This is a genomic window from Haliea atlantica (assembly GCF_054779855.1).
Genome location: NZ_BAAGXL010000006.1, coordinates 15,442 through 32,631, shown reverse-complemented (window position 1 = coordinate 32,631; position 17,190 = coordinate 15,442). Strand labels below are relative to the sequence as shown.

Sequence of the window (17,190 nt, the reverse complement as noted above, 5' to 3'; positions counted from 1 at the left end):
CGCGCGAACAATAGCCGCGATTATCGCCTCAGTATACTGCAGCGTTGCGTGAAAAATCACGCAACGCCGACGAGATGGCGCGGCTGCGGCTACTCAGTCCTGCAGCGGATCGGCGCGGCGCATGAGCGCTTCGGTGTCCACTCCCCGGGGCAGACTGCCGACACTGCTGCCGCCCTCGCCAGCCAGACGCGACGCTATAAAGGCCTCGGCGACCGCCACATTGCCGCTGCGTACCAGCAGGGCCGCCTGCATTGTCAGGGCCAGCTGGTCTACCAGGTATCGCGCGCGGTATTCGCGCTGGTCGTCATCGGCAAAGTCCTTCCTGAGACGCGCGATCGCCTGATCCAGTCGCCGATCGGCGCCCTGCTCGGATGCCAGCTCGGCGAGCCAGGCGTCGAGCACGACGGGGCTGCGCTCGAGCGCCCGCAGCATATCCAGTGCCTGCACATTGCCCGAACCCTCCCAGATCGCATTGATCGGCGCATCGCGATACAGGCGAGCGGTCAGGAAGTCCTCGATCACGCCGTTGCCCCCGAGGCATTCCATCGCTTCATAGGCGAGGTGCGGGGTGCGCTTGCAAATCCAGTATTTGCCGGTAGGCAAACCCAGCCGCAGGAGGTGGCGCTCGTGCGTATCGGAACCGGGGGAGAGGCTGCGATCGAGAGCTTCCCCCATGCGCAACATCAGCGCCAGGGAACCCTCCACCTCGAGCTGCAGGTCGGCCAGGACATTGCGCATCAGGGGCTGCTGGTCCAGGCTGCGGCCGAAGGCGCTGCGCCCCCGGCAGTGGTTGAGGGCCTGCACCACGCACTGGCGCTGGGCGGCGGCAGAGCCAATCATGCAGTCGAAGCGGGTCATCGCGACCATCTCGATGATGGCTGCCACGCCGCGCCCCTCCTCACCCACCATCCAGCCCTCGGCATCCCGCAGTTCGATTTCCGAGGACGCGTTGGAGACATTGCCCATCTTGTTCTTCAGGCGCTGAACCTGCACAGGGTTCTTGCCGCCGTCCTCGCGCCAGCGCGGCACCAGGAAGCAGCTCAGGCCACCCGGCGCCTGCGCCAGCATCAGGAAGGCATCACACATGGGCGCCGAGGTGAACCACTTGTGTCCCCAGAGGGTGTAGCGCGCACCGGGTCCGCTGTGCGCGGACACCAGGGGCTCGGCCCGGGTGGTGTTGCTGCGAACGTCCGAGCCGCCCTGTTTTTCGGTCATCCCCATGCCGATGGTAACGGCGGACTTCTCACTGTGATGCAGGTTGCGCGGATCGTAGTCATTCGCCAGCACCCGCGGCAGCCAGCTCTCCGCCACCGCGGGCGTCAGGCCCAGCGTCGGCACGGCGGCAAAGGTCATGGTCACCGGGCAGCCGTGCCCCGATTCAACCTGGGCCTGGCAGTAGTAGCGCGCGGCGCGCGCAACGTGGGCACCGGCCCCCGGCGCTAACCAGGGCGCGCTGTGCAAGCCGGCACCCAGGGCCTGGCGCATCAGCTGGTGATAGGCATCGTGGTAGCGCACCTCATCGACGCGAAAACCCTGCCGGTCGTGGGAGCGAAACTGTGGCCGGTACTCGTTGGCGAGAAAGCCCCACTCCCAGCACTCCCGCCGCCCGCACAGCGCACCGAAGGCCAGCACCTCCTCCCGCGCCCAGCCCGCGCCGTGACGCGCCAAGCCCTCCTTTAACGCCGTGTCACCGGAGAACAGGTTGTAGTCCTCCAGGGGAACCGACTGGTTGAAGACCTGGTGGGTCTCGGCGGGGGCGCCGGGTGCCTGAAGCCTATTATTATCTGACATGGGAACTCCGCCTCATAATCCAGTGTCGACCGGGCATCGCCGATGGTAACATCGCCGGAATGCATTCACAGCGGCCCCGTGCGAGCGGTCTGCCGCCAGTTACTGGGCACAGGAGGTCTAAGCATGCTGACATGGGACGCTATCTTGCGCATCGCGGAACAGGGCAACCCCGCCCCGCCGCAGCGCGTGGAAAAGTCGGCAGAGGAATGGCGTCAACAGTTAAGCGAGGAGCAGTTTCAGGTGACCCGGCAAGCCGGCACCGAACGCCCCTTCAGTAACGAGATGTGTTCGCGCTTCGAGCCCGGCAACTACCGCTGCGTCTGTTGTGGCACGCTGCTGTTCGACGGCGGCGAGAAATTCGAGTCGGGCACTGGCTGGCCCTCCTTCACCCAGCCTGTCGCCGACAACGTGATTGCCTACCACGCCGATCACTCGCTCCCGGGGCGCCCGCGGATCGAGACCACCTGCAATTGCTGTGACGCCCATCTCGGCCACGTCTTCCCCGACGGCCCGCCCCCCAGCGGCCTGCGCTACTGCATGAACGCGGTAGCCCTGAGCAAGGACGACAGCCCCGCATGAGCAAGCCACTCTGTCTGACGCTCCTGACAGCAGCTCTGGTGGCCGGCTGCGCGGGCAACCCCGTGGAGACCGCCCAGCAGGCAGTCGCCGAGCAGATCCCTTTCAGCGAGGAACTCCAGTACCGCGAGGTGCAGCGCTACCCTGATCGCGTCGTCTGCGGGCAATATCGGGTGGTACAGCGCTGGGGCGACTATTCTCCCTATCGCCACTTCGTCTACCGCGACGGTGTCGTCGACGAAAAACCCTCGGGGCGGGATGTCGCCATCTACTGCAGCGAAAATCGTCTGGATAGCCTGTACCGCGAGACCGGTATTCGCATTGACGACGAAAGCCGCGCGCATCTGGTGAAGGTCGCCCGCGACCTGCGCGCCCTCCACGATGCCCTCGAAGCCTTCTACGTGGATACCGGCATGTACCCGGACGCAGGACACGGCCTGGCGATCCTGGTCAGCAACCCCCACGACGATCTGCGCCTGCGCAACTATCGCGAGGGCGGCTACCTGGCGACCCTGCCCCGGGACCCCTGGGGCCAGGACTACTACTACGCCCCCCCGGAGTTTGCCGGCTCACGCCAGCCACCGACACTGCTCAGCCTGGGCGCCGACGGCAGGCAGGGGGGCCTCGACGCGAATACCGACATCGGCCTGGAGCACCTGCACTACCTCGAGTACCTGCTGGATTGAGTCAGCGCTCTGCGGCAGCCACTAGCTGCCGAAGAGCTGCTTCACCCACAAACCGACGGCGTGGGAAAGGCCTATCACCACCACGCCGATCACCAGGTGCTCCAGTATGATGGGGCCGGGCCGCTCCCCCTGCATCCGCGCCAGCTGCCAGCTCAACAGGGCCAGCAGGGTGGCGCCCCAGAGCAGCGCCGCGGGCACGCCCTGGCTCAGTGGCAGGAGGGCGACCGGCAGCGCGAAGGAAGACGCCACCACGAACTTGGCCAGGAAGGTACTCGCGGTGGCCAGCCACACATGCCGCTGTCCCGTGTCCGGGGCCGACTCCTCCGACAAATGTATGCCCAGGGCATCCGAGAGCGAGTCGGCCACCGCGATCACCAGAATGCCACCGAGAACCGCCGCCAGGGACTGGGTGCCGGCGGCGAGCCCGGTGAGCAGACCACAGGTGGTAATCACCCCCGAGGTGGTGCCAAAGAACAGACCCACCCGTATTCCATCCCGCATACTCTCATCCCCCCAGGGTTCCACGACAGCCGCAGAGGCCGGATTTGCCCCCGGTCGCGGGGAATCACAGCCACGACCGCGCCAATACCCGACCATTGCGGTAGGTTTTATAGTCGACTAAAATAGTAGGACATTTTCGGCACGGGGCGCCGAAGTCACGCGGGGGTTGCAGACAGCAGCGCCCTCGCGTGCGAAAATTGCGCCCCCGCGACGCCACCGTCCCGCTGAAAACCGCACAGTCTGACAGGATACCGACATGTCCCAGGAACAGATAGACCAGGTCATCCGCAAGGAGTATGCCGCCGGGTTCCATACCAACATCGAATCCGACACGCTGCCCCCGGGACTTTCCGAGGAGGTCATCCGCGCCATCTCGGCGCGCAAGAACGAGCCCGACTGGTTGCTGGAGTGGCGCCTGGAGGCCTATCGCGACTGGCAGGAAATGACCGAGCCTTCCTGGGCCCACGTCAATTATCCGCCGGTGGACTTCAACAGCATTTCCTACTTCTCCTCGCCCAAGAGCATGAAGGACCGGCCGAAGAGCCTCGACGAGGTTGATCCCAAGCTGATCGAGACCTACAACAAGCTGGGTATCCCCCTCCACGAGCAGGCTGCACTGGCCGGGGTAGCGGTCGATGTGGTCTTCGATTCGGTCTCGGTCACCACCACCTTCCGCGAAAAGCTCAAGGAAGCCGGGGTCATCTTCTGCTCGATCTCCGAAGCGGTGCAGGACTACCCGGAACTGGTGCGCAAGTACCTCGGCAGTGTGGTTCCCCGGCGCGATAACTACTACGCCGCCCTCAACAGCGCGGTGTTCACCGATGGCTCCTTCGTCTACATCCCCAAGGGTGTGCGCTGCCCGATGGAACTGTCGACCTACTTCCGCATCAACGAGCAGAACACCGGCCAGTTCGAGCGCACCCTGATCGTGGCCGACGAGGCCAGCCAGGTCAGCTATCTGGAAGGCTGCACCGCGCCGATGCGCGACGAAAACCAGCTGCACGCCGCCGTGGTGGAACTGGTGGCCCTGGACGATGCCGAGATCAAGTATTCCACTGTCCAGAACTGGTACCCCGGCGACGCCGAAGGCAAGGGCGGAATCTACAATTTCGTGACCAAGCGCGGGGTGGCCCACCGCAACGCCAAGATTTCCTGGACCCAGGTGGAGACCGGTTCGGCCATCACCTGGAAGTATCCGAGCTGCATCCTGCGCGGCGACAACAGTGTTGGCGAATTCTATTCCGTGGCCCTGACCAACAACGCCCAGCAGGCCGATACCGGCACCAAGATGATTCACCTGGGCAAGAATACCCGCTCGACGATCATCTCCAAGGGCATTTCCGCGGGGCACAGCTCCAACGCCTACCGCGGCCTGGTGCGCATGAGCCCCCGCGCCGAGGGCGCGCGCAATTACACCCAGTGCGACTCCCTGCTGATCGGCGACCGCTGCGCGGCGCACACCTTTCCCTATATCGAGAGCCGCAACCCGAGCGCGGTGGTCGAGCACGAGGCCACGACCTCCAAGGTCAGTGACGATCAGCTTTACCTCTGCCAGCAGCGGGGCCTGGATGCCGAGAAGGCGGTCTCCATGATCGTCAACGGCTTCTGCAAGGAGGTGTTCCGGGAGCTGCCAATGGAGTTCGCCATGGAGGCCGGCAAATTGCTGGAAGTCAGTCTCGAAGGATCAGTGGGCTGAAGCGCCCAAGGGCGGCACCGCCGCCGCACAACGGAGTTAATTGACATGCTGAAGATCGACAACCTGCACGCCAGAGTGGAAAACGAGGACATCCTCAAGGGCCTGAACCTCACCGTGACCCCCGGTGAAGTGCACGCCATCATGGGTCCCAACGGCTCCGGCAAGAGCACCCTGGGCCACGTCCTCGCCGGCCGGCCCGGTTACTCGGTGAGCGCCGGCTCGGTGCAGTTCCTGGGCGAGGACCTGCTGGCCATGGACACCGAAGAACGCGCCCAGCTGGGCCTGTTCCTCGCCTTCCAGTACCCGGTGGAGATCCCCGGGGTCAGCAACATGGAGTTTCTCAAGGCGGCGGTAGACGCGGTTCGCGAGCGCCGCGGTGAAGAGGCCATCGGCAGCGTCGATTTCCTCAAGCTGGCCCGCGAAGCCTGCAAATCCGTGGACCTGGACCAGAGCTTCCTCAAGCGCGGGGTCAACGAGGGCTTCTCCGGCGGCGAGAAGAAGCGCAACGAACTGCTGCAGATGATGCTGCTGCAACCGAAGCTGTGCATCATGGACGAAACCGACTCCGGTCTGGACATCGACGCCCTGCAGGTGGTTTCCCGCGGGATCAACGAAATGCGCGATGCAGGACGCGCATTTATCCTGGTCACCCACTACCAGCGCCTGCTCAACTTCGTCGAGCCGGACCATGTGCATGTCCTCGCCGGGGGCCGCATCGTCCGCTCCGGCGACAAGTCCCTGGCGCTGGAGCTGGAAGAGCGCGGCTACGCCTGGCTGGAGGACGCGGCCTGATGTCGGATTTCATGCAACAGCCGATCCGGGAAGCGCCTGAGCTCGCCCCCGCATGGCTGCGCCCCCTGCAGCAGCGCGGTCGCGAGGCCTGGCAACAGACCCCCTTTCCGACCCGCAAGACCGAGGCCTGGAAATACACCAGCCTGCAGGCCCTGCAACAGCGCTTCGTGGCGGCCGACCGGGACAGTGCCAGCACCGATGTCAGCGATATCGAGTTCCCGCAACTGGGTGGCCCGACCCTGGTGTTCACCGACGGTCACTACAGCCCCGCTCTGTCGTCGCGAGAGCTGCCCGACGGGTTGTCCGTGGTGCGCTTTGCCGAGGCTGACGACGCGCAGGCGGCGCGCATTCGCGAGCTGCTGGGCAGCGCCGTGGCCGGTTCCCGGCATGTCTTTGTCCCCCTGAACGAGGCCACCCTCGCAGACGGCGTGTTCCTGGATATCCAGCCCGATGCACGGCTGGAAGCCCCGATCCAGATCGTGTGGCTGACCAGCGGAGCCGACGCCGCCCTGGCCCTGTCCCAGCGACTGCTGGTCAACTGCGGCGCCCACAGCGAGGCCACCCTGGTGGAAACCTTCGCCAGCAGCGACACCGGCGCCACCGCCTTTACCAACGGGGTCAGCGAACTGCTGCTCGGCGAGGGTGCGCGGCTGCAGCACTGCCGCCTGCATCTGGAGCAGGACAACGCGGTGCACATCGGCGGCGTGCATATCCGCCAGAGCGCCAATAGCCAGCTGCAGGGCTTCCACCTGGCCCTCGGCAGTGACCTCAAGCGCATCGATCTGGTGGTCGACCACCAGGGGGCGGGTGCACACTGCGAGCTGGACGGCATCTACCTGCCCCGCGGCAGCGAGACGGTCGACTACCACACCTGCATCGAACACAGCGTGCCCCACTGCACCAGTCGCGAGCGTTTCCGGGGGATTGTCGGCGACGAGGCCAGCGCGATTTTCAACGGCCGCATCCACATCCACCCACAGGCGCAGAAAACCCGCGCGGAGCTGAGCAACAAGAACCTGCTGACCAGCCACAAGGCAGAGGTCAACACCAAGCCCGAGCTGGAAATCTACGCCGATGACGTGCAGTGCGCCCACGGCGCCACGGTGGCCCAGCTGGACCCGATGACCCGGCACTACCTGCGCACCCGCGGCGTGCCCCGCGAAGAGGCCGAGGTGATGCTCAGCTACGGTTTCATCAACGAGCTGGTGGAAGATCTGCCCTGCGCCGCGGTGCGCGACTTCGTCAAGCCGCTGCTGGCGAGCCGCTTTGCCCGCAACCCCAGACTGACGAGGCACCTGCTGTGAACGCGCCGCAGACACGCCCTTTCGACGCTGCCCGGCTGCGGGAGGATTTCCCGATCCTGCAGCAGTCGGTCAACGGCCAGCCGCTGGTCTATCTGGACAACGCCGCCACGACCCAGAAGCCCGCGGTGGTGCTGGAGGCGCTCGATCACTACTACCGCTACGACAATGCCAACGTCCACCGCGGGGTGCACGCGCTCAGCGACCGCTCCACCACGGCCTTTGAGGCGGCCCGGGAAACCGTCTCTCGCTTCCTCAACAGCCCCGCTGCCCACCAGGTGATCTGGACCCGGGGGACCACGGAGTCGATCAACCTGGTGGCCCAGAGCTGGGGACGCCAGAACCTGCGTGCGGGAGACCGCATCCTGGTCTCCTGGCTCGAGCACCACTCCAATATCGTACCCTGGCAGCTGGTCGCCGAGGCGACTGGTGCCGAAGTCGTCCCGATTCCCGTGAGCGATGCCGGCGACATCGACCTGGCGGCCTTCGACGCCCTGCTGGATGCACGGGTGAAGCTGGTGGCCGTCAACCACGTTTCCAACGCCCTCGGCACCGTCAACCCGGTGGCGGAAATCTGCCGCCGGGCGCGCGACGCCGGTGCTCTCACCCTGGTGGACGGGGCCCAGGCCGTGGCCCACATGCCGGTTGACGTGCAGGCGATTGGCTGCGACTTCTACGCCTTTTCCGGGCACAAGGTCTTCGGCCCGACCGGCATCGGCGTGCTCTGGGGGCGGGAATCCGTGCTGGAAGCCATGCCGCCCTTCCTCGGCGGCGGCGAAATGATCGAAACCGTGAGTTTCGAGGGCACCACCTTCAACAGCCTGCCCTTCCGTTTCGAGGCGGGCACACCGCACATTGCCGGCGCGATCGGACTGGCCGCCGCCCTCGACTATCTCGGGGGCATCGACCTGGCGGCAGCGGCGCAGCATGAAAAGCGGCTACTGGCGCAGATGCTCGAGCTGACCGCGGATGTCCCGGGACTGCGCCGTATCGGCCAGCCGGCGGAATGCGTGGGCATCTTCAGTTTCATCATCGATGGCGTGCCCCCCGCGGATCTCGGTATGCTGCTCGACGAACAGGGCATTGCCGTGCGCACCGGCCATCACTGCACCCAGCCGCTGATGTCGCGCCTGGGACTGCCGGGCACCGTGCGCGCCGCCTGCACCCTGTACAATACACCCGACGACATCGAGCGCCTGGCCCGGGGGATTCACCGGGCCCGGCGCCTGTTCGCCTGATCAACCCGGAAGGTTAGCCATGAGCGTTGCCACTTTTGATGTGACCACCGAAGCGCTGCAGGTCACCCCCGCAGCCGCCGACTTTCTCAAGCGCCAACTGGATCGCGCCGGCAAGCCCGCCCTGCGCGTCAGCGTCAAGGAGAGTGGCTGCACCGGCTACATGTATGTGATGGACGAAGTCGACAACGGTGAGCCGGACGACCTGGCCCTGCGTCTGGAGAACGGCATCACCGTGTATGTCGATCCCAAGTCGCTACCGGTGCTGCAGGGCACCCGGCTGGAATTCGAGAAGGAAGGTGTGAACCGCACGATCAAGTTCCACAATCCCAATGTCACCGCGGCCTGTGGCTGCGGCGAAAGCTTCAGCATTAACTGACCAGAAGAGACCTGCCATGAGTGCCCAGGAACGCACCCTGCTCACCACCCGCCGGGACTGTCCCGGGCGTCTGGTCCCGGTCGGTACCCCGGTGACCATTCCCGCCCACAGTTTCGTCACCCTGACCCAGGCACTGGGGGGCAACTACACGGTGATTCACGAGGGCAACATGGTCCGCGTCGACGGCACCGATGCCGACGCCCTGGGCCTGGAACCACAGGTCCTGAAGTTCACGCCGCCGACGGACGGCCGCATCAGTGAAGAGCAGGTCTGGGAAGCCCTGGGGACTGTCTACGACCCCGAGGTTCCGGTGGACCTGGTCAGCCTGGGTCTGATCTACGCCATGGAGGTTGACCAGGACGCGGGCACGGTATCCATCCGCATGACCCTGACGGCACCGGGTTGCGGCATGGGCCCGGTGCTGGTCGGCGACGTCGAATACCGCGTGGCACAGGTGCCCAATGTGCGCCAGGTCAAGGTCGAGCTGGTGTTCGACCCACCCTGGTCCCGGGACATGATGTCCGAGGAAGCCCAGCTGGAAACGGGCATGTTCTACTGAGACGGGAGCAAGGGATGGCCAAGGAAAACCCCTTCGGGCGCAGCATCACCAGCGCCGACATACTCGACAACCTGGCATTCTTTGACGACTGGGAGCAGCGCTACCAGTACATCATCGAGCTGGGCCGCGAGCTGCCTCCACTGCCCGATGAGCTGCGCACGGCAGACCGCCTGATTCGCGGCTGCCAGAGCCAAGTCTGGCTGGAAGCCAGGATGCAGGACGGGCGACTGCAACTGGATGCCGACAGCGACGCCTTTATTGTCAAGGGGCTGCTCGGGGTGGTGCTGGCGGCCTGCAATAACCGCACGCCCGAGGAAGTACTGGCCTTCGACATGGACGACTACTTCCGCCAGCTCGACCTGTTGCGCCACCTGACACCAACCCGTGGCAATGGCCTGCGGGCCATGGTGTCGCGCATCCGCGACATCGCTGCCGTCAGCGCCACCTGATAAGCCGCCGCCGTGGCCGCCCGGAACAAGCGCCTGAACCGCCTCAAGCAGGCCCTCCGAGATGGCCACTTCGCCGACGTCCTCACCCAGACCCGCGCCCGACTCAGCCGCGGCGAGGAAAGCGCCGCCCTGCTGGGGCTCCATGGACGCGCCCTGGAAGGCCTGCAGCGACCCGACGAGGCCGAAGCCTGCCTGCGCGACGCCCTCGCCCGCTATCCCGAGGACGGCCACCTTCACCTCTACCTGGGCAACCTGCTGGAGCGACGGGAGCAACCGGAACAGGCCCTGCGCTGTTTCCAGGCCGCAACGCGCTGCGACCCGGGCCTGATCTCCGCCTGGCGCGCACAACTGCGCCACCACCCCCTGCCCGCGGACAGCCAGGCCACCGTCAGCCTGCTGGCCCACGCCCTGGACAACAACCTCAGCCCCCTGGCGCAGGCCCGGGCGCTGTTCCTGCTGGGGCAGATCCACATCGAGGCAGACCGCGACGCCACCGGCTTCGAATTCTACCGACAGGCCAACCGGCGCCTGGCCGGCACGCTGCAGAGTGATGCCAAAGAGTACCGTCTGCCGCCGGGACTGTTGAGCAGCCCGCGAGAACGCTGGGCGCCGATCCCCGGTGTGACATCCACACCCTGCCCCCTGGTCGTGGTCGCGGGCCTGCCGCGCTCGGGCAAGAGCCTGGTGGAAGCCCTGCTGAGCCGGCATCCCGGCCTGCACGGCGGTGGCGAGCTGGCCCTGGTGCGCAAGGCTGCTGCAGGCCTGGATCTTCACGGGCTGCGGCAGCCAGGCCAGCGGGAATCCGCCCGGCAGGTATCCCGGCAATTGCTGCGCGCCAGCCACGATATTCTCGGGCGCCAGGCGGATGCCAGCACCCGCTTAGTGGACACCTCCCCCGCCAACCTGCCGCGGCTGGGGCTGCTGGGCATGCTGCAACCGCAGGTGCCGATCATTCTGTGCCGCCGGGAAGCGGCCGAACTGGGCATCGCCCTGTACTTCAAGCACTTTCGCACCGGGCACGGCTACAGCTACAACCTGGCCGGTATCGGCAGGGCACTGGCCCGGGCGGAAAGCCTGATCGACTACTGGGCGGCACATCTGCCCAACCCGGTGCACATTGTCGACTACGAAACCCTGGCGCGGGACCCACTGGGTACGGCGAATGCCCTCTACCGCTTTCTCGGCCTGGCGCCCGATGAGATTCCGGCCAGCCCGCCCCTGCAGGCGGCGACCGGTCGCTTGTTCCCGAGCCGCTCCGACGACCCCAGGGCACCGATTTCGGATGCCCTGCTGGGCTTTGCACAGCGCTTCTCCAGCCAGCTCAGGCCGATGCTCGCCGCCCGCGATAGCGAGCAGCGCAAACTGCTGGCACAGAACACACCGGCAGAGGGCCGCAGCGACTAGCCTGCAGCCTCGTTCTCCGGCACCTCTTCCGCACTGAGATCATCCGCCCCCTCGGAGGCATCCTCCTCCTCGAACTCATCTTCGCCGGTGAGGTCATCCTCACCCGTGAGGTCATCCTCACCCGCGAGGTCGTCTTCGCCCTCGTCCTCACCGCTCAGATCGTCTTCCTCGCTAACATCGTCGCCACCCTCATCCTCGGTGGTGTCATCGCAGCTGTCATCATCGCAGAGGAATTCGCGCTCGCCATCCAGCAGTTCGCGGTTTTCGAACTCGATCTCGTCGGCGATGCCGTCGGCCAGCTCGTCATCCTCGATAGCCACCAGGTCGCCCACCTGCAGGCTGTCAAAGAAGGCCTGCTCTGTCAGCGCGATATCGCTGCGATCCTCGTACTCGGTATTACCTCCGACCAGATAGGTGACGCCGAGCACGGTGATATCCACGCCCGCGGTGAAGGCCTCCACCGGCCCCTGCAAACGGTCGTCGTCCTGCTCGTCCTCCAGGCGCAGACTGGTCGCCACCAGGTTGCCATCCAGCAACTGTGCCTCCACCTCGAGGAAATTGCCGGGCATGATGTCCGCCAGGGTCAGGCGCCGGTTGCTATCGTCGTCATCCCGCAGCCGGGTGCGGGCGTCAACCTGTACGCTGATGTCACCGGGGAAAAGATCGAGCGTCACGATACCGGCTTCGGCATCCACGCCACTCACATCGGCCTCGATCTCGATGCGACCACGGCGGGACACCAAGCGCTCGGCAATCAGGACATCACCCTCCCAGCGGCCGGTAATTTCCACCACCAGACCGTTGTCGAGTACCAGGCTGCGGGGTAACAGCTCCGCCTGACTGGCATCCACCAGGATGCCGTTGACCAGAAAATTGCCGGGATCGACAAAATCGGTAATCGTCCCCTGAATGCGCACCGCATCCTCGACATCACCGACACTCACGGCGAGGCCGGGGGCACGCACAATACGCTCGGCGAGCAGCACATCCCCTTCGAGGGTGCCGATGGCCTTGATGCTGTCTCCTTCGGCCAGGGGGCTGTTGCCGCCCTCACCCACGATCCGGGCCTGGCTGGCGTCCACCAGTACGCTGCCCAACTGGAACTGATCGCCGACCAGAGCGCTGACGCGCCCCCGCGCCTCGACCCGCGTCTGCCCCGGCACGAAGCGCTCCTCGCGCTCCAGGCGGGTGGCCCGGATACTGTCGCCACGGCCGATGAAGCCGGACACTTCAACCACGTCATCCACTGCCAGTGTATCGAAGGTGACATCATCGAACACCGTGGAGAGGCGCTCCACCAGCACCTTCACACCGAGGATGGTCAGCAACTTGGTGTCGCCGTCGGCACTCACTTCGATGGCGGCGATCGGGCCCCGGATTTCATTGTCGTAGACCACCTGACGAGCCACGCCATTGCGACCATCGGCGTTGATCTCGCCGGCGACGGCCACCACCATGCCGAGGCGCAGGGCCCGCTCGTCGAGCGTTTCGCCATCGACAATGACTTCCGCGTCCTCTGTCTCAAACCGGACACCATTGACGAAAATGCTGCCAAAGCCGTCGATCGTGCCGCTGCTGGTAGTCGACTGCCCCGAGCCCCCGATGCCGCCACCGGTGGGTGTCGGGTTGTTGGCTGCCAGGTCGCTTCCACCACCGCCACCGCCGCCGCAGGCAGCGAGGACAAGGGAAAGCGCACTCGCCGTAGCAATGGTTCTGTTCCGATATGCCTCTGTCATGACTGTACCTCCCCGGGAGAATCCTCGTGGTAATAGATGCCCACGGCGACATAAGCCGGTGGGTTGGCGTGATCTTCACTGCTGTCTGTCTCGTGCTGTAGCAGCCAGGTGTTATAGGCTTCCAGCAATTCCTGGGATTGACGGGTGGTGAGATCCCGGAACGCGGGCAGTGCCGCCCGCGGCAGGCTGTAGTTGGACACCTTGCGCTGGAAGTAACGGCGCTCGGGCTCCGCCGCCAGGTTGTGTCCTATGGTTTGCACCAGCTCCGCGACATCGGTACCCAGAATTCCGATGCGCTCAAGGGGCGTGGCCATCGGAATGTAGGCGCGCGATCGCAACATCACCTTGCTCCCGGCGTACTCGACATTGTTGCTGGCCTGGAGAATCTGCAGCATCGCCACCGGCGGGATATCCCCGCTGTACTGCCGTACCAGTGCCGTGAAACTGCCGAACTCGCCCTCCATGGGCAGTACCGCAGGCTGGCCCTCGTGATCCAGGAAGGCAGGATCGTTGACCCAGCCACTGATCACGCGGATCGCCCGACTGTAACGCTGCTGGTTGGAGACATCCTCTTCCGGTGCCGCGTCCCTCAACCGCGCTGTTTCCTTGCGGCTGAGCCCGGTCAGGGCCGAAACACTGGATACCGTCGGGCGATGCCCCTCCCGGCGCAACTGCTCGAAAGCGGCGTCGACGAAGGCGCGCCGCGCCAACTCGGTGAAGGTACCGCAGGCCATCCCGTGGGAAAGCAGGATGCGCGCCAGCGGTCGCAGGATCTTGAGTACGCCCTCGGCGAGCGCATTTTGAATTGGCATGTCCATAATTGGGAAAATAATCCCAATTAAGCCGACCGTCAAATGCTTTGTCGACTTTTCCGCGCTTGCCCCCGGGAAGGCCGCCGACTCAGGACGCCTGAGGCACCCAGGCCGCGCCCTGCAGGAGCGCCTGCGCCGCAGACTCCGACACCAGGCGCGACGTGCGCCGGCTGATGTACCAGCGCCCCGCGTGACGACGCAGCTCCCAGGCATTCACCCCCAGGCGCATCAATTGGGGCGGTCCCTCGCTGCTGTGGTAGAGCCGGGAATAGCCGGTCGCCTGCGCCACGTCGCCTTCCACCTCGACGGTGAGGGGCCCGACGGTGTGCGCACAACCCGGCAACAGCGACTGGTGCAGCTCCGAGCTCAACATCTCGCGAATGGCCTGGTGGCCGCGCAGATCGAGATCCGCATTCGTCCCGCTCTCCTCCCGGCCCGCCCGCGGCGCGGAGACGACATAGACGGCATCACTGAGGTGACAGTCCAGAGCAGCCTGCACGTCGCCGCAGTCCACCGCCATGCCATAGCGGGCGATCAGGTTGCGAATGGCCAGTTCATCTTCGGCGCGCTGCAGCCTTCGCTCCAGCGCGTCGATCCGTTGTTCAGACATGCGTGTCTCCCAAAAAAAAGCGGGGCACACAGGCCCCGCCGGCAAATGACCGGAATTCAGAAAGCGTAGGTGACGTTCAGATAGAACATGCGCCCGCGCGGATCGTGGACCTTGGTATCGTAGCCCAGAAGGTCGTTGACCGTGGGCGGATCTTCGTCGGTGACATTGATCGCGCCAACGGCAATCGTGGCACTGCCCTCACCCAGCTGCTCGAAATCGTAGGCATAGCGCAGGTCGAGGGTTGTGTGGCTGTCTATCCGGGTATCGTTGCCATCATCCACGTAGCTGTCGGTGTAGCGGAGGTAAGCCGCCGCACTGTGTGGCCCCTGCATCCAGGCAAGATTGAGATTGCCCTGCCACTCGGGCATCGAGCGGGCGAAGTTCAGCCGGTTGCGGCTGCCGACGGCGTCGATCTCGGGGGAATCCGGCCCCTCCCGCAGGTCGTAGCGGTTCATCCAGGTCCAGGTGCCACCGAAGCGGAAGTCCCCCATGCCCTGCGGGGCAAAACGATAGGTCCAGCTCAGGTCGAGGCCATCTGTCTCGGCCGACGAGGCATTGATGAAGTCGGTCTTGACGAAGGTAATCAAGCCACTCGCAGGATCCCGGATCACGCGTTGCTGTGCCTCGGTGCCCTGCAAGCCCGCCTGGGTGTCTACGACTTCCTGGGCAACCACGACATCCGGCACCTGTTTCACGATCAGGTCGTCGTACTTGAAGTACCAGTAGTCGAGGCTCAGTTCCAGGGCATCGGTCGGCGCCCAGGTCACCCCGGTGTTGAAGACATCCGCCTCCTCCGGCTCCAGGTCCGGATTGCCGACTGTCTGCACCGAGCGATACACCGTGCTGTCGCTCAGTGGATCATACATGTTGGCCTGGGTGGCCTGGGTGGCGATGGTCTGGAACAGTGATGGCGCACGGAAAGCCGTCCCGATACTGCCGCGCACCGACCACTGGTCACTCGGGCGCCACAGCAGAGCCAGTTTCGGGTCCAGGCTGTCGAGCCCGGAGCCGTAGTCCTCGTAACGCGCGGAGGCCTGCATTTCCAGGGTATCGGCAAGGGGAATGCTGAACTCGCCGAACAGGGCGTAGACGTCGCGGCTGCCACTGTAGTCGGGGCCACCAAAGAGGTTGAGGAAGGCGCGGTTGTTGAAGTCGTCGCTCCAGTCATGGGCGAGGTCTTCATCGCGGTAATGCACGCCAAAGGCCGCCTGGACGGTGCCGGCGCTGATCTCCATCAAGTCGCCGGATACGATGCCATCCACGGTATACAGGCTGGTCTCGCCGCGCAAGCCGGTGGAGCCGAACATGTCGGCAATCACCGCGGGGTCATCCTCGCCCTCGTAGAGGGGATTCCAGTACTGGTCGTTGTTGGGACCACCGCGACCTTCCAGGGCGGCAATCGCACGATCCTGCAGCACGTCACCCTTGTCGTAGAACACTTCCTGCTCGCTGTAGCTCGCGTTCAGGGTCCAGTACCAGCCAGAGCGGAAGCTGCCTTCCAGGGAGCCGGCGATCCGGGCGGTTTCGTATTCATTGACCGCGACCGACGGACCCGCGTCCGCACCCAGGACGCGCCCGAAGAACTGCGCGTCCTCGCCCCACAGGTTACCGGGATTGTGTGCGGGTACGGTGGGGAAGAAGGTGGCAAAGGGGAAGGACGGCGAGGCGATGACTTCGACCTCGGTGTCCGCGTAGGACACTTCCAGTTTGCCGGTGGTGGTCTCGCTGAAGTCGTGGGTCAATTTGCCGAAAGCCTGCCAGCGCTGCTCCTCGGGGCTGAGGTCGAAGTAGGGCGAGTAGTCAAAGCCGCAGAAGCCATTTGCGCGGACAAAACCGCCACTCACGCCACAGGCGGGGTCTACCTGGAAGCCCTCGCTGGTCAGGAAAGTGCCGGGCTGGCCCAGGCTGGACAGGGCAGTACCCTCGGTAAACTCGCGTTCATCGGACTGCAGGGGATCGCGATCAAAATAACTGGCGGCGAGCACCAGGTGCGTGCGCTCGTTGCCGCCACCCCAGATGATGCCCAGCTCGCTGTCCGAGTGGCTGCCGGTGTCCACACTCTGGTATTTGCCCTGGATTTCCAGCCCCTCGAAGTTGTCGCGGGTAATAAAATTCACCACACCGGCGACAGCATCCGAACCATAGGTCGCGGCGGCACCATCCTTCAGCACCTCGATCCGCTCCAGGGCGATGAAGGGCACCAGGGAGTTGGTATCCACGAAGCTGCTGCCATCGGTGGCCGCCACCGCACTGAGCGTCTGGCGCTGGCCGTTGATCATCACCAGGGTCGAACCCAGCCCCAGGTTGCGCAAATTGATATTGGAGGTCCCGCTGGTGAGCGGCTGGTTCAGGTTGTCGACCTGGAACTCCGCACCGGAATTCTCCGGCAGGTTCTTGATCACGTCGACCACCGTGGAAGCCCCCTGGTCGAGCATGTCGGAGCGGTTGACGACCGAAAGCGGCGAAGGGGTATCAAACTGGCTCTTGCGGCGGATATGGCTGCCGGTGACAACCACTTCCTCGAGTGCTGGCTCCTGCTGAGCCTGTACGGCTTGCGCCAGCGGCAGGAGGCTAAAACCCGCCAGGGCGAGCGCGGTCGATGCAGTGACAGATAGTCTGGGTGTTTTCATTGTGTCTCTCCATGTATGGATGGAACCCGTCAG

The 17,190-nt window shown here is 65.1% G+C and carries 16 protein-coding genes; 10 read left to right on the top strand and 6 right to left on the bottom strand.

Annotation, left to right across the window (positions count from 1 at the left end; genetic code table 11):
• Positions 1 to 93 precede the first annotated feature (93 nt).
• Positions 94 to 1,791 carry an acyl-CoA dehydrogenase family protein gene (locus ACYVGS_RS06810; protein WP_460587919.1) on the bottom strand — a complete coding sequence of 566 codons (1,698 nt, stop codon included), beginning with the start codon at positions 1,789 to 1,791 and terminating at the stop codon, positions 94 to 96.
• A 123-nt stretch (positions 1,792 to 1,914) separates the two neighbouring features.
• Here ACYVGS_RS06810 and msrB point away from each other — a divergent pair, with 123 nt between their 5' ends.
• On the top strand, positions 1,915 to 2,370 hold the full coding sequence (msrB, locus tag ACYVGS_RS06805) for a peptide-methionine (R)-S-oxide reductase (protein WP_460587918.1): 456 nt from the start codon (positions 1,915 to 1,917) through the stop codon (positions 2,368 to 2,370).
• Positions 2,367 to 3,053: a type II secretion system protein GspG gene (locus ACYVGS_RS06800; protein ID WP_460587917.1), complete on the top strand. Its 687-nt coding sequence runs from the start codon at positions 2,367 to 2,369 to the stop codon at positions 3,051 to 3,053. The genes msrB and ACYVGS_RS06800 overlap by 4 nt, the downstream gene beginning before the upstream one ends.
• Before the next feature lie 21 nt (positions 3,054 to 3,074).
• On the opposite strand, the gene ACYVGS_RS06795 is transcribed toward ACYVGS_RS06800, so the two are convergent.
• Complete coding sequence (locus ACYVGS_RS06795) at positions 3,075 to 3,554, bottom strand: hypothetical protein (RefSeq protein ID WP_460587916.1); 480 nt, start codon at positions 3,552 to 3,554, stop codon at positions 3,075 to 3,077.
• 256 nt (positions 3,555 to 3,810) lie between these two features.
• On the opposite strand from ACYVGS_RS06795, the gene sufB reads away from it, so the two are divergent.
• Genes sufB through ACYVGS_RS06755 form a run of 8 tightly spaced genes read left to right on the top strand, consistent with a single transcriptional unit; the run spans position 3,811 to position 11,369 of the window.
• Complete coding sequence (sufB, locus tag ACYVGS_RS06790) at positions 3,811 to 5,250, top strand: Fe-S cluster assembly protein SufB (protein ID WP_460587915.1); 1,440 nt, start codon at positions 3,811 to 3,813, stop codon at positions 5,248 to 5,250.
• A 45-nt stretch (positions 5,251 to 5,295) separates the two neighbouring features.
• Positions 5,296 to 6,042: an ABC transporter ATP-binding protein gene (gene sufC, locus ACYVGS_RS06785; RefSeq protein ID WP_460587914.1), complete on the top strand. Its 747-nt coding sequence runs from the start codon at positions 5,296 to 5,298 to the stop codon at positions 6,040 to 6,042.
• Positions 6,042 to 7,346: a SufB/SufD family protein gene (sufD, locus tag ACYVGS_RS06780; protein ID WP_460587913.1), complete on the top strand. Its 1,305-nt coding sequence runs from the start codon at positions 6,042 to 6,044 to the stop codon at positions 7,344 to 7,346. Before sufC ends, sufD begins: the two co-directional genes overlap by 1 nt.
• Positions 7,343 to 8,581, top strand: coding sequence for an aminotransferase class V-fold PLP-dependent enzyme (locus ACYVGS_RS06775; RefSeq protein WP_460587912.1), 1,239 nt, complete (start codon positions 7,343 to 7,345; stop codon positions 8,579 to 8,581). The genes sufD and ACYVGS_RS06775 overlap by 4 nt, the downstream gene beginning before the upstream one ends.
• A gap of 19 nt (positions 8,582 to 8,600) precedes the next feature.
• Positions 8,601 to 8,957 carry a HesB/IscA family protein gene (locus ACYVGS_RS06770; protein ID WP_460587911.1) on the top strand — a complete coding sequence of 119 codons (357 nt, stop codon included), beginning with the start codon at positions 8,601 to 8,603 and terminating at the stop codon, positions 8,955 to 8,957.
• Between the two features lie 16 nt (positions 8,958 to 8,973).
• Positions 8,974 to 9,516 carry an iron-sulfur cluster assembly protein gene (sufT, locus tag ACYVGS_RS06765; RefSeq protein WP_460587910.1) on the top strand — a complete coding sequence of 181 codons (543 nt, stop codon included), beginning with the start codon at positions 8,974 to 8,976 and terminating at the stop codon, positions 9,514 to 9,516.
• A 14-nt stretch (positions 9,517 to 9,530) separates the two neighbouring features.
• Complete coding sequence (locus ACYVGS_RS06760; protein ID WP_460587909.1) at positions 9,531 to 9,965, top strand: SufE family protein; 435 nt, start codon at positions 9,531 to 9,533, stop codon at positions 9,963 to 9,965.
• A gap of 12 nt (positions 9,966 to 9,977) precedes the next feature.
• Positions 9,978 to 11,369: a sulfotransferase family protein gene (locus ACYVGS_RS06755; RefSeq protein WP_460587908.1), complete on the top strand. Its 1,392-nt coding sequence runs from the start codon at positions 9,978 to 9,980 to the stop codon at positions 11,367 to 11,369.
• Here the strand turns inward: ACYVGS_RS06755 and ACYVGS_RS06750 are convergent.
• The 4 genes from ACYVGS_RS06750 to ACYVGS_RS06735 form a co-directional block, all read right to left on the bottom strand.
• Entirely contained in the window at positions 11,366 to 13,105 is a 1,740-nt protein-coding gene (locus ACYVGS_RS06750) for a DUF5666 domain-containing protein (RefSeq protein WP_460587907.1), read from the bottom strand. The genes ACYVGS_RS06755 and ACYVGS_RS06750 overlap by 4 nt on opposite strands.
• Positions 13,102 to 13,917: a DUF6502 family protein gene (locus tag ACYVGS_RS06745; RefSeq protein WP_460587906.1), complete on the bottom strand. Its 816-nt coding sequence runs from the start codon at positions 13,915 to 13,917 to the stop codon at positions 13,102 to 13,104. Before ACYVGS_RS06745 ends, ACYVGS_RS06750 begins: the two co-directional genes overlap by 4 nt.
• Before the next feature lie 88 nt (positions 13,918 to 14,005).
• Positions 14,006 to 14,527 carry a nuclear transport factor 2 family protein gene (locus ACYVGS_RS06740; RefSeq protein ID WP_460587905.1) on the bottom strand — a complete coding sequence of 174 codons (522 nt, stop codon included), beginning with the start codon at positions 14,525 to 14,527 and terminating at the stop codon, positions 14,006 to 14,008.
• A 56-nt stretch (positions 14,528 to 14,583) separates the two neighbouring features.
• Entirely contained in the window at positions 14,584 to 17,157 is a 2,574-nt protein-coding gene (locus ACYVGS_RS06735) for a TonB-dependent receptor plug domain-containing protein (RefSeq protein ID WP_460587904.1), read from the bottom strand.
• Positions 17,158 to 17,190: the final 33 nt, after the last annotated feature.

Coding starts and splice junctions, on each gene's coding strand:
- sufC (WP_460587914.1), top strand. CDS start 5,296: ATGCTGAAGATCGACAACCTGCACGCCAGAGTGGAAAACGAGGACATC.
- sufT (WP_460587910.1), top strand. CDS start 8,974: ATGAGTGCCCAGGAACGCACCCTGCTCACCACCCGCCGGGACTGTCCC.
- ACYVGS_RS06750 (WP_460587907.1), bottom strand. CDS start 13,105: ATGACAGAGGCATATCGGAACAGAACCATTGCTACGGCGAGTGCGCTT.
- ACYVGS_RS06800 (WP_460587917.1), top strand. CDS start 2,367: ATGAGCAAGCCACTCTGTCTGACGCTCCTGACAGCAGCTCTGGTGGCC.
- msrB (WP_460587918.1), top strand. CDS start 1,915: ATGCTGACATGGGACGCTATCTTGCGCATCGCGGAACAGGGCAACCCC.
- sufB (WP_460587915.1), top strand. CDS start 3,811: ATGTCCCAGGAACAGATAGACCAGGTCATCCGCAAGGAGTATGCCGCC.
- ACYVGS_RS06770 (WP_460587911.1), top strand. CDS start 8,601: ATGAGCGTTGCCACTTTTGATGTGACCACCGAAGCGCTGCAGGTCACC.
- ACYVGS_RS06745 (WP_460587906.1), bottom strand. CDS start 13,917: ATGCCAATTCAAAATGCGCTCGCCGAGGGCGTACTCAAGATCCTGCGA.
- ACYVGS_RS06760 (WP_460587909.1), top strand. CDS start 9,531: ATGGCCAAGGAAAACCCCTTCGGGCGCAGCATCACCAGCGCCGACATA.
- ACYVGS_RS06810 (WP_460587919.1), bottom strand. CDS start 1,791: ATGTCAGATAATAATAGGCTTCAGGCACCCGGCGCCCCCGCCGAGACC.
- sufD (WP_460587913.1), top strand. CDS start 6,042: ATGTCGGATTTCATGCAACAGCCGATCCGGGAAGCGCCTGAGCTCGCC.
- ACYVGS_RS06740 (WP_460587905.1), bottom strand. CDS start 14,527: ATGTCTGAACAACGGATCGACGCGCTGGAGCGAAGGCTGCAGCGCGCC.
- ACYVGS_RS06735 (WP_460587904.1), bottom strand. CDS start 17,157: ATGAAAACACCCAGACTATCTGTCACTGCATCGACCGCGCTCGCCCTG.
- ACYVGS_RS06795 (WP_460587916.1), bottom strand. CDS start 3,554: ATGCGGGATGGAATACGGGTGGGTCTGTTCTTTGGCACCACCTCGGGG.